At 71.3% G+C, this 11,350-nt stretch carries 13 protein-coding genes; 6 read left to right on the forward strand and 7 right to left on the reverse strand.

The window, feature by feature from the left end; all coding sequences use genetic code 11:
• Positions 1–124: 124 nt before the first annotated feature.
• The gene (locus tag ACWC94_RS29620; RefSeq protein WP_450800253.1) at positions 125–580 is read left to right on the forward strand and encodes a hypothetical protein; all 456 of its coding nucleotides are present in this window, start codon (positions 125–127) and stop codon (positions 578–580) included.
• A gap of 43 nt (positions 581–623) precedes the next feature.
• On the opposite strand, the gene ACWC94_RS29625 is transcribed toward ACWC94_RS29620, so the two are convergent.
• Entirely contained in the window at positions 624–1,136 is a 513-nt protein-coding gene (locus ACWC94_RS29625; protein WP_450800254.1) for a type II toxin-antitoxin system PemK/MazF family toxin, read from the reverse strand.
• Positions 1,137–1,350: 214 nt separating this feature from the next.
• Here ACWC94_RS29625 and ACWC94_RS29630 point away from each other — a divergent pair, with 214 nt between their 5' ends.
• Positions 1,351–2,103 (forward strand): MBL fold metallo-hydrolase, encoded by a 753-nt coding sequence (locus ACWC94_RS29630; protein ID WP_450800255.1) that lies wholly within the window; start codon positions 1,351–1,353, stop codon positions 2,101–2,103.
• Positions 2,104–2,181: 78 nt separating this feature from the next.
• On the opposite strand, the gene ACWC94_RS29635 is transcribed toward ACWC94_RS29630, so the two are convergent.
• Both ACWC94_RS29635 and ACWC94_RS29640 read right to left on the reverse strand, forming a co-directional pair.
• Positions 2,182–3,432: a PTS transporter subunit EIIC gene (locus ACWC94_RS29635; protein ID WP_450800256.1), complete on the reverse strand. Its 1,251-nt coding sequence runs from the start codon at positions 3,430–3,432 to the stop codon at positions 2,182–2,184.
• A 131-nt stretch (positions 3,433–3,563) separates the two neighbouring features.
• The gene (locus ACWC94_RS29640; RefSeq protein WP_450800257.1) at positions 3,564–4,883 is read right to left on the reverse strand and encodes a PTS transporter subunit EIIC; all 1,320 of its coding nucleotides are present in this window, start codon (positions 4,881–4,883) and stop codon (positions 3,564–3,566) included.
• Between the two features lie 184 nt (positions 4,884–5,067).
• Here ACWC94_RS29640 and ACWC94_RS29645 point away from each other — a divergent pair, with 184 nt between their 5' ends.
• The 3 genes from ACWC94_RS29645 to ACWC94_RS29655 all read left to right on the forward strand — a co-directional run bounded on the left by ACWC94_RS29645 (position 5,068) and on the right by ACWC94_RS29655 (position 6,615).
• Complete coding sequence (locus ACWC94_RS29645; protein ID WP_194045576.1) at positions 5,068–5,301, forward strand: glucose PTS transporter subunit EIIB; 234 nt, start codon at positions 5,068–5,070, stop codon at positions 5,299–5,301.
• Positions 5,302–5,387: 86 nt separating this feature from the next.
• Entirely contained in the window at positions 5,388–6,125 is a 738-nt protein-coding gene (rph, locus tag ACWC94_RS29650; RefSeq protein ID WP_450800258.1) for a ribonuclease PH, read from the forward strand.
• A gap of 97 nt (positions 6,126–6,222) precedes the next feature.
• A complete protein-coding gene (locus tag ACWC94_RS29655; RefSeq protein WP_450800259.1) occupies positions 6,223–6,615 on the forward strand; it encodes a hypothetical protein in 393 nt (130 codons plus the stop codon).
• Positions 6,616–6,704: 89 nt separating this feature from the next.
• On the opposite strand, the gene ACWC94_RS29660 is transcribed toward ACWC94_RS29655, so the two are convergent.
• Genes ACWC94_RS29660 through ACWC94_RS29675 form a run of 4 tightly spaced genes read right to left on the reverse strand, consistent with a single transcriptional unit; the run spans position 6,705 to position 10,012 of the window.
• Positions 6,705–7,418 carry a DUF1707 SHOCT-like domain-containing protein gene (locus ACWC94_RS29660; RefSeq protein WP_450800260.1) on the reverse strand — a complete coding sequence of 238 codons (714 nt, stop codon included), beginning with the start codon at positions 7,416–7,418 and terminating at the stop codon, positions 6,705–6,707.
• A 9-nt stretch (positions 7,419–7,427) separates the two neighbouring features.
• Complete coding sequence (locus tag ACWC94_RS29665) at positions 7,428–8,390, reverse strand: ABC transporter ATP-binding protein (protein ID WP_450800261.1); 963 nt, start codon at positions 8,388–8,390, stop codon at positions 7,428–7,430.
• 1 nt (position 8,391) lies between these two features.
• The gene (locus ACWC94_RS29670) at positions 8,392–9,168 is read right to left on the reverse strand and encodes an ABC transporter permease (RefSeq protein WP_450800270.1); all 777 of its coding nucleotides are present in this window, start codon (positions 9,166–9,168) and stop codon (positions 8,392–8,394) included.
• A gap of 43 nt (positions 9,169–9,211) precedes the next feature.
• Positions 9,212–10,012, reverse strand: coding sequence for an ABC transporter permease (locus ACWC94_RS29675; protein WP_450800262.1), 801 nt, complete (start codon positions 10,010–10,012; stop codon positions 9,212–9,214).
• 203 nt (positions 10,013–10,215) lie between these two features.
• Here ACWC94_RS29675 and ACWC94_RS29680 point away from each other — a divergent pair.
• Positions 10,216–11,350 (forward strand): hypothetical protein (locus ACWC94_RS29680; RefSeq protein WP_450800263.1); only part of this gene is annotated, 1,135 nt, incomplete at its 3' end.

An 11,350-nucleotide genomic window follows, 5' to 3' on the forward strand; every position in this document is an offset into this window, starting at 1 on the left:
GCACCCGAACAGAGTGGTCCCGCACGCGGAAACCCTCCGCGTGCGGGATCCTTTCGTTGTGCTGGTACGTCACATCTGCACCAGGCGGCCGACCCCGTGCGGCCACGGCAGAAAGGCGAACCCCATGCGCCGTACGACTACATCCCTCGCCCTCGCGGCGACCGCGCTGCTCCTTGCCGGATGCGGCTCGCAGAACGGCACGGACGGCGGCAGCGCCGGCAAGGCGTCACCGCCGGCGTCCCACGCCCCGGGCACCGGCGGCTGCGCCCCCCTCGTCCAGCTCAAGGCCGCCGACAACGGCCGTACCGTCTGCGTGACCAAGGGCGGCGAGGTCCGGGTCACCCTGGACGGCACCAAGTCCCGGCCGTGGAAGCCGGTCATGGCCGGCGGGACCGTGCTCAAGGGCATCAACGCGGGCTTCGTCATCCAGCCGGGCCAGGCCACGGCCGCGTACCAGGCGGTGGCCGACGGAACCGTGAAACTGACGTCGTCCCGGCCGCTGTGCGCCGAGCCGACGGCGCCCGGCCAGGTCTCCTGCAAGGGCATCCAGGAGTGGACGGTGACGGTGAACGTGCGGTGAGCGGACGCGCCCGAAGGGGCGCGGGGCTCTGTTCGGCGCGCGGCTAGTCGGCGAGGTGCCGTACCTGGTCCCACAGGACCGGGTCCACCACACCGACCCGGCGCCGGAAGTCACCGACCGGCACCTCCCGCAGTTCGTCGGTCTCCAGGAAGCTGGGCCGCCCCCGGGCGTCGCCGACCGCGCCCGGGGGCAGCGGGATCACCCCGGCACGTTCGTCGTGGTACTTACTGGTGATCTTCGCGACCATGGCCCGGTTCCCGCGCACGGCCAGCACCAGACACGGCCGGTCCTTGGCCCGCCCGTCACCCGCCGCCGCCCTGCCCGACGCGCTTCGCGCGGCACCACCTGATTCCGCGCGGTCCTCGTAGGGGACGTCCGCCCACCAGATGTCCCCGGGGGCCGGCCGGGCGGCCCGCGCCCCGCGCGTACCGGGGCGGCCGGGCGGCCTCAGGCGCCGCCCGCCGGGCCGGCGACCGCCTCCCCAGCCGTCGACGAGCGTGGCGACCAGGGCGAGCAGCACCACCGCCGCGAGCGCCAGCCACCAGGACGTGTCCATACGACGACGTTACCGGCGCACGCCGAGGATCGCGCGCCCTCTGGGTATTCTTCCGCGCCCCGGGTCCAGCCGAACCGGTGACAGCACAGGTGAGTTCGCCCACAACAGCCCCTGGCAGAGGAGCGACCCGCGCTTTCGCGCCTTACGCTCGACGCACCGCACGACCCCCGTTTCCTGCCCTTTTGATCTTTCCGCCAACGGAGGTTTCTGCTTCATGAAGCTCACCGTCGTCGGCTGCTCGGGGTCGTTCCCGTCCGCGGAATCGGCCTGCTCGAGCTACCTCGTCGAGGCCGACGGCTTTCGGCTGCTTCTCGACATGGGCAACGGCGCCCTGGGCGAGCTGCAGCGCCACTGCGGTCTCTACGACCTCGACGCGATCTTCCTGAGCCATCTGCACGCCGATCACTGCATCGACATGCTCGGCTATTTCGTCGCGCGCTACTACCGCCACGACGGCGGCCGCTGCGCACCGATCCCCGTCTACGGTCCCGAGGGCACCGAGCACCGCCTGACCACGGCCTACGCCGACACCCCCTCCGCCTCCTCCATGAGCGAGGTCTTCGACTTCCACACCGTGAAGCCGTCCACGTTCGAGATCGGCCCGTTCACGGTGCACACCGAGCGGGTCCGCCATCCTGTGGAGGCGTACGCCATCCGCGTCGAGCACGGCGGGCGGTCGCTGACGTACTCCGGCGACACGGGGGTCAGCGCGGCGCTGGACGAGCTGGCCCGGGACACCGACCTGTTCCTGTGCGAGGCGGCGTTCACGCACGGCAAGGAGAGCATCCCCGACCTGCACCTCAACGGCCGTGAGGCGGGCGAGTCGGCGGCCCGCGCGGGCGCCCGCCGCCTGGTCCTCACCCACATCCCGCCGTGGACCGACCCGCAGGTCAACCTCCGCGACGCCCGCGAGGTGTTCTCCGGCCCGGTGGACCTGGCCGCACCGCGGCTGACGTACGAGATCTGAGCTTCGTGGCATACGAGAAGGCCCCGGAACCCGATCGGGATCGGTTCCGGGGCCTTCCTCGTGCCGTCGCGGCCGGACTCACGCCTTGGTGAGGTCCTCGACCTCCTCCTCGGGCTCGCGGCCCGGGGTCGGGAGGTTGAACCTGACGATCGCGAAGCGGAAGACCACGTAGTAGATCACCGCGAAGACCAGACCGACGGGGATGATCATCCAGGGCTTGGTCGCCAGACCCCAGTTGAGGACGTAGTCGATCGCGCCGGCCGAGAAGCTGAAGCCGTGGTGCACGCCCAGCGACCAGGTCACCGCCATCGACACCGCGGTGAGGACCGCGTGGATCGCGTAGAGCAGCGGGGCGATGAACATGAACGCGAACTCGATCGGCTCGGTGATGCCGGTGACGAACGAGGTCAGGGCGAGGGACAGCATCATGCCGCCGACGGCCTTGCGGCGCTCCGGGCGGGCGCAGTGGGTGATCGCCAGGGCAGCGGCCGGGAGGGCGAACATCATGATCGGGAAGAAGCCCGTCATGAACTGACCGGCGGTCGGGTCGCCGTGGAAGAAGCGGGGCAGGTCACCGTGCCACAGGGCACCGGCGGAGTCCTTGTAGCTGCCGATCTCCTGCCAGGCCACCGTGTTCACGAACTGGTGCATGCCGATGGGCAGCAGACCGCGGTTGATGAGGCCGAACAGGCCCGCGCCGACCGCGCCGAGGCCGGTCATCCACTTGCCGAAGTCGGTGATGACGTTGCCGATGGGCTCCCAGACCAGGCCGAAGAGCACACCGATGCCGGTGCCGATGAAGGCCATCAGGATGGGGACCAGCCGGCGGCCGTTGAAGAAGCCCAGCCAGTCCGGCAGCTTGGTGCGGTGGAAGCGCTGCCAGACGACGGCGGCGATGAGACCCATGACGATGCCGCCGAGCACCTTGGGGTCGTTGTACGTGGCGGGGATGTCCGCGCCCTTGGTTATCCTGGCCTCGGTGATCGGGAACGCGGTCAGCACGTTCTTGTACACCAGGAAGCCGACCAGCGCCGCCAGCGCCGTCGAGCCGTCGGCCTTCTTGGCGAAGCCGATGGCGATGCCCACGCAGAACAGCAGCGGCAGGTTGCTGAAGACGGCGTCGCCGGCGGTGGCGAACACGGCCGCGACCTTGTTCCAGCCGAGGCCGTCCTTGCCGAACACGTCGTCCTGGCCGAGACGCAGCAGGATGCCCGCCGCCGGCAGCACGGCGATCGGGAGCTGCAGGCTGCGGCCGACCTTCTGCAGGCCCTGGAGCAGGCCGGCTCCCCGCTTCTTCGCGGGAGCCGCCGTGGCGGTGGCGGTGCTCATGGTTGGTTTCCTCCAACGTGGTGGTCTACACCACTCAGTGGTGTAGACCTGTTGTAGCACGATGAAGGCGGGATAAGGAACCACGAAATCCGCTACCGGAACGCTACGGGGCGTGCCGATGTGATAAGAGCTCACGCCTTGGTGGTGTCCTCGACGTCTTCCTCCGGCTCGCGGCCCGGAGTCCTCAGGTCGAACCTGGTGATCGCGAACCGGAAGACGGCGTAGTACACGCCCGCGAAGCACAGACCGATCGGGATGATCGCCCACGGTCTCGTCGCCAGGTTCCAGTTGATCACGTAGTCGATCAGCCCGGCCGAGAAGCTGAAGCCGTCGTGCACCCCGAGCGCCCAGGTCACCGCCATCGAGACACCGGTGAGCACGGCGTGGACGGCGTAGAGCAGGGGGGCGACGAACAGGAACGAGTACTCGATCGGCTCGGTGATGCCGGTCACGAACGACGTCAGCGCCACCGACAGCATCAGACCGCCGACCTCCTTGCGGCGGTGCGGCTTCGCGCAGTGGGTGATGGCCAGCGCCGCCGCCGGCAGCGCGAACATCATGACCGGGAAGAACCCCGAGGTGAACTGGCCCGCGTGGGGATCGCCCGCGAGGAACATGTTGATGTCGCCGTGCACCGGCTTGCCGCCCGGCGGCGTGTACGTCCCGAACTGGAACCAGATGGGTACGTTCAGGAACTGGTGCAGGCCGATGACGAGCAGCGCGCGGTTGGCGACGCCGAAGATGCCCGAGCCCCAGGCGCCGGCGTCCCGCAGCCAGTGGCTGAAGGTCTCCAGGCCGGCACCGATCGGCGGCCAGATCCACAGGCACAGCGCCGCGAAGCCGATGGCGACGAACGCCATGATGATCGGGACGAGCCGGCGGCCGTTGAAGAAGCCCAGCCAGTCCACCAGCCTGGTGCGGTGGAAGCGGGCCCAGAAGAAGGCCGCCAGCAGACCCATGACGATGCCGCCGAAGACACCGGGGTTCTGGAAGGTGAACGGTGTCACCGCGCCGACGCCCGCCCCGACCCCGACCTGGCAGCCGATGTCCGGCAGCGCCTTCGACCCGCCGGGGCACTGCTCGGGGAACTGGTGCAGGACCCCGTAGTAGACGAGGAAGCCCGCCACGGCGGCGAGCGCGGTCGAGCCGTCCGCCTTCCTCGCCATGCCGATCGCGACACCGACGCAGAACAGCAGGGGCAGGCCGAGGGAGCCGTCGAGCAGCGCCCCGCCCGCGCCCTTCATCACCTTGGACACGTCCGTCCAGCCCAGACCCTGGTCGCCGAACACGTCCGGCTGGCCCAGCCGGTTGAGGATGCCCGCGGCCGGCAGGACCGCGATCGGCAGCTGCAGGCTGCGGCCCATCTTCTGCAGACCCTGGAACAGCCGGTTCCAGTGCTCGCGTGCGGGACCGGCCGTGTCCTGCGGGGTGCTGGCGCTCTCCGCGCTCATGGCGTCCTCCCGGCCACTCGACTCGGGCGCGGTTTGGCGACCGTCCTCCCTGTGGTGTAGACCAGTTGGCGGACGGTTCCGCTGTCGTGATCGCCATCATGGGGCACCCACGGCATGACCGCTCGCGAAGATGGGCCAACTGTGGGTTACTGCGACAAAGCGGTTCGGATCAGGGAGAGGGAACATGGCCAGCAAGGCTGAGAAGATCGTCGCCGGCCTCGGCGGCATCGACAACATCGAGGAGATCGAGGGCTGCATCACCCGGCTGCGCACCGAGGTGTCCGACGCCTCGCTGGTCGACGAGGCCGCCCTGAAGGCCGCCGGCGCCCACGGTGTCGTCAAGATGGGCACCGCCGTCCAGGTCGTCATCGGCACCGACGCCGACCCGATCGCCGCGGAGATCGAAGACATGATGTGAGACCCCGTTCGAGCCGGGGTCACCTGAAAGGGGCTCTTCCCGACGCGGGAGGAGCCCCTTTCGCAGGTACGGCTAGGCTCAACGGCATGTCTCGCATCGACGGCCGTACCCCCGAACAGCTCCGCCCGGTCACCATCCAACGGGGATGGAGCAAGCACGCCGAGGGCTCCGTCCTCGTCTCCTTCGGCGACACCAAGGTGTTCTGCACCGCCTCCGTGACCGAAGGCGTCCCGCGCTGGCGCAAGGGCAGCGGCGAGGGCTGGGTCACCGCGGAGTACGCCATGCTGCCCCGCGCCACCAACACCCGCGGCGACCGCGAGTCCGTCAAGGGCAGGATCGGCGGCCGTACCCACGAGATCTCCCGGCTCATCGGCCGCTCCCTGCGCGCCGTCATCGACTACAAGGCGCTCGGCGAGAACACCGTCGTCCTCGACTGCGACGTCCTCCAGGCCGACGGCGGCACGCGTACCGCGGCGATCACCGGCGCGTACGTGGCGCTCGCCGACGCGGTCGCCTGGGCCCAGGGCAGGAAGCTGATCAAGGCCGGCCGCCAGCCGCTCACCGGCACCGTGAGCGCGGTCTCCGTGGGCATCGTCGGCGGCGTCCCGCTGCTCGACCTCTGCTACGAGGAAGACGTGCGCGCCGACACCGACATGAACGTCGTCTGCACCGGCGACGGCCGCTTCGTCGAGGTCCAGGGCACCGCCGAGGCCGAGCCCTTCGCCCGCGAGGAACTCAACGCCCTGCTCGACCTCGCCGTCACCGGCTGCGCCGAACTCGCCGCGCACCAGCGTGCGGCCCTCGAGGCCACGCTCGCAAAGTAAAGGGCGGACCAACAAAAGGAGTGCGCGCGGGCAACCCGCGCGCACTCCTCGGCGTCCTACGGGTACGGCACAGCCTTACAGGGAGGGAACCACCACCATGGCCGTCAGCCGACGCCGTCTCACCGCCGTCGCCGCCGTCGCGCTCGCCGCGCTCACGACCGGTCTCACCACCGGCTGCGACGCCGTCGACAAGGCGCTGGACTGCGTACAGACCGCCGACTCCATAGCCGACAGCGTCACCGACCTGCAGCAGGCCGTGGAGAACGCCGCCAACGATCCCGGCCGGGCCGACGCCTCCCTCGACGCCATCGAGAAGAACCTCAAGAAGATCGGCGACAAGACCGACAACGCCGACGTCAACAAGGCGGTCGACGACGTGAACAGGGCGGTGGGCAACGTACGGACCGCCATCAAGAACGGTGACAGGACCCCGGACGTCGGACCGGTCACGGACGCGGCCGGCGAACTGACCAAGGTGTGCACGAAGTAGCACCCCGAAGGGGCGCGGGGCCGTACCGATCCGCGGCTTTGCGGCGTGGGCGCGAGCGACCACCCCGCACCCGCGGTGAACGACGGCGCTCAGCGCCCCCGGCGCCGCTCCCGCTCCAGCTGCCGGGACTCCCGGCGCTCCAGCCTCTCCTGACGGCGCTGTTCCTTCAGGCGCTTCTGCTCGGCCCGCGTGACCTTGCGCTCCACACCGACCCCGCCCCAGAAGGCGAACCCGCCGATGATCACGCGCGGAGCACCCGGCTCCGGCGGGCCGTCCTCCCTGGGGTGGTCGAAGCCGCCCATGACACCGATGCCGCGGACGACGACCTCGACCCCCGGCGGCACGACGACCTGGACGCCGCCCATGATCGCCACACAGTTGATCTGGACCTCGCGGTCCGCGAAGTTCGCCTCCCGCAGGTCGATCTCGCCGCCGCCCCAGAACGCGAAGCAGTTGAACAGCTTCGGCACCGTCCAGCGGCCCTTGCGCTGGAACCCCGACATGATGGCGACCGCGCCCGTCGAGGACCCCGCGCCCCCGACGATCCGCGACGCCCAACCCCCGCTCTGCGCGGGCTCCTTGGTCAACGACACGGGCAGGGGCGTCGCCGCGCCGGCCGCCGGCAGGTCACGGGTGAGCGGCGCCAGCTCGCCGTAGGTACGCGCCTTGTACGCCGCCTCCAGCCGCTCGTCGAACTCCGCCATGTCGAGCCGGCCCTCGGCCAGAGCGTCCCGCAGGACCTCCGCGACCCGGTCACGGTCGCTGTCGGACGCCCGGAGGTCCGGACTTGCGTCGTCGGTCATGACAGCAGCCTACGAGACCGCCTTCTCCGCGTACATCTTCGCGATGACCGCCTCGATGTCCGGCTCCCGCACCGACAGGTCCACCAGCGGATAACGCGCCGCGAGATGGGCGACGAGCGGCGCCGCCGACTGCCCCGCCGGGAACGCCAGCCACTGCCGCGGCCCCTCCACCCGCACCACCCGCGCCGACGGCACCCGAACCGGCGGCAGCTCCCGCTCCAGGTCCACCACCAGAGTCCGCTCGCTCTCCCCGGCCTCGTGCAGCCCCGCGAGCGGGCCGTCGTACACCAGTCGCCCGTGGTCGATCACCATCACCCGCGAGCACAACTGCTCGATGTCCTGCAGGTCGTGCGTGGTCAGCAGCACGGTCGTGCCCCGCTCGGCGTTCAACTCCCGCAGGAACTCCCGGACCCTGGCCTTCGACACCACGTCCAGGCCGATCGTCGGCTCGTCCAGGTACAGCACCTCCGGGTCGTGCAGCAGCGCCGCCGCGATGTCCCCGCGCATCCGCTGCCCGAGCGAGAGCTGCCGCACCGGCACGTCCAACAGGGCCCCCAGATCCAGGAGTTCCACCAACCGGTCCAGGTTCTCCCGGTAACGGGCGTCCGGGATCCGGTACATGCGGTGCGCCAGCCGGTAGGAGTCGATCAGCGGCAGGTCCCACCACAGGGTCGTACGCTGCCCGAACACCACCCCGATCCGGTGCGCCAGCCGCCTGCGCTCGCTCGACGGGTCGATGCCCGCCACCCGCAGCCGTCCCGCGCTCGGCGTCAGGATGCCGGTCAGCATCTTGATCGTCGTCGACTTCCCGGCGCCGTTCGGCCCGATGTACCCGACCATCTCCCCGCGCGCCACGGTGAACGAGATCGAGTCGACCGCCCGTACCTCGCGCCGCTCCCGTTTCAGGAACCCGGTCTTCTTGCGGACCTCGAAGACCTTCTCGACCCCCTCGAGGGCGATGAAATCGCTCACGCTAGCTCCCTGTGCTCCGGTACGAACGAAGTCCCGCCCGCCAGGCCAGCCCCGCCAGCGCACAGCACCCCACCGCCACCAGCGGCGGTGCGAACGCCGTCCACCGCGGCAGCCCCAGCGGACACGGCCGCCCCAGCACATAGGTCGCGGGCAGCCAGTTGACGAAGGCCAGCGGCAGGACGAACGTCACCCCGCGCACCAGCTCCTTGGCGAACACCGTCGGCGGATACTGCAGCAGCGTCGTACCGCCGTAGGTGAAGGCGTTCTGCACCTCCGAGGCGTCCTGCGCCAGGAACTGGAAGGCCGCCCCCGCCACGAACACCGCGCAGAAGATCCCGCAGCCGCTCACCACCATCACCGGCATCAGCAGCAGCTTCAGCGGCGTCCAGGCGACGTCCAGCCGCACGACCGCCCACCCCAGCACCAGCAGGCCCTGCGTCACCCGGCCCAGCCGCCTGAGCGCGAACTGGTCGGCCGCCACCTGCGCCAGCACCGGCGCCGGGCGCACCAGCAGCGTGTCCAGTGTGCCGTCGCGCACCCGCCGCCCCAGCCGCTCCATCGACCCGATCACCAGATCGGCCATCCCGAAGGCCGTACCGGACAGGCCGTACAGGAACGCCACCTCGGGCAGCGACCAGCCGCCGAGAGCGTCCACCCGCGAGAACATCAGCAGGATCGCGACGAAGTCGAAGAAGGTCGCCGAGAAGTTCCCGAACGTGGTCATCGCGAACGAGGCGCGGTAGGCCATGGTGGACCTGATCCACATCCCGGCGATCATCAGATAGGCCCGAAGCCCCTCCCGCACCCGGCCGGTGCCGGTCTCACCCACCCTGGACCACCACCCGCCGCGTCGCCGCCGACTGCACCAGCCGCCCCGCGCCCAGCAGCACCACCGCCCACGCCCCCTGGAACAGATACGTACCCAGCGGGTCCCCGTGCCCCAGCAGGATCTGCGCCGGCGCCTGCAGCAGCGAGGACCACGGCAGCACCCGTACGACCTCGCCGAGCGCCCCCGGGAAGACGTTCAGCGGCAGCAGCATGCCCGAGCAGAAGAACCCGGCGAGCCAGGACATCTGCGTCACCCCCTGGCCGTCCAGCAGCCAGAACGCGCTGAGCGCCACCAGATACCGGATCCCGAACCCGACGAGCATCGCCAGCAGCACGGCGACCAGGAAGGCGGCCCAGGTGCCCACGTCCGTCGGCAGGTACACCGGGAAGCACAGGGCACCGAAGACGAAGGGCACGAGCCCGCGCCCCAGCAGCTGGAAGAACGCCCGGCCCAGATCCGTCGCCAGCCACCACAGCTGCAGGTCGGCGGGCCGGTACAGGTCGATCGCCACGTCCCCCGTACGGATGCGTTCCATCAACTCGTTCTCGACGCCGCCGCCCCCCAACGCGAGCGCCGCGAGGAACGCCTGCCCCAGCCACACATACGTCACGACCTGCGCCTGGTCCCACCCGCCCAGGTGCGGCCGCTCGTCCCACAGCGCGCGATAGGTGGAGACAAGGATCAGTCCGAAGGCGGTGTTGGTGAACACCCCTGCCGCAGTGGCGGCCCGATACGTCGCGTACCGTCTGAATCCCCCCGCCGCGACGGCCACGTACAACCGTCCCGCGCCCACGCCAGTCCACCTCCTGGGACCGCTCGACACCGAAGCGCAGGAGCCTAGTCCAGGGGTCCGGCTGCCGGCCACGCAATATTCGTGCCCGAAGCGTGCCGGGATCCGGGAACGGAACGCCAGGTGCGAGAGTCTTCCAACCGGGGGCGCAGAAGCGTACGAGGCGTACGGGAACGTACGACGCGAAACAGGAGTCCGTGCACGACATGAGCGACGAGCCGCAGCCGCAGCAGCCGAACGAGGGCGTGCCGCCGAAGAAGCCGCTGCCGGCTGAAGGGCCCGGGGACCCCGGTGGCCGCGACGCGCCGGCCACCGACACGGTCACGGGGACCGGCAAGCCGACACCACCCCGGCGGACCACCGCCCCGGCACACCCCGAGGGGTCCACCGGCAAGCCGGCCCAGGCGGGGGACACGCGGGCAGAGGGGGCCCAGCGGGCCGAGCAGCGCGGCCGGACCCGGCAGCCCGGACTCGGCCGAACGGGTGACGGCACGCCGGCCGAGGACGGCCCGGCCCAGGACCGGACCGCCTCCATGGCCCGGGCCCGCCAGGCGGCCCGAGGCAGCCGCACGGACCAGGCGACCCCCGCACAGCACGGCGACACGGCCTCCGGCGGGGCCGCCGGTGGTGTACCGACGGCTCGCGACGGCTCCGGCTCCGGCAGGGACCCGGGCCCGGCGGTTCGCGGCGGCTCGGCTTCCGGTGCGTCGGCGGGTTCGGGGGATTCCGGCTCCGGCTCGGGTCCGGCGGTTCGCGGGGGCTCGGGGGCCGGTGCGGGCTCGGGGTCCGGTGACGGTCCGGTGGCACGCGCGGGTTCGGGTTCGGCTCCGGGCGGGCGTCCGGCGGTTCGCGGCGGCTCGGCTTCCGGGGACTCCGGCTCCGGCTCGGGCCCGGCTGCTCGCGGGGGCTCGGGGGCCGGTGGGGCGACGGAGGCACAGGGCTCCCAGGCGTCCGACGCGTCCGCCCGGCGGCCTGGTGACTCGGCGAAGTCGCGGGTCACGGGGGCCGGAGTCGCTTCCGAACCGGCGCAGTCGGCCGAGAGCACCCAGGTGCTGCGGCGGGTCACGGCGCCCCGGGGCTCCCAGGACGACCAGTCCGGCAAGGAGACCGGTACGGCTCAGGGCGCCGGTGAGACACGGGCGCCCGAGACCACCCAGGTCCTCCGGCGCGTCGGCGCGCCCCGAGCGGCCGAGCCGGGCGACCCCGCCCAGCCGGCGGCCACCTCCCCGGCCGGCGAGCCGAACCCCACCGGCCCCACGACCCGGGCCACCGGCCGCACCCCTCGTACGAACCGTGCCGCCCAGGCGGCCGGCGCCGGTGCCGCCGCTGCCGGTGCGGCGG

This window comes from Streptomyces sp. NPDC001135, assembly GCF_053598395.1.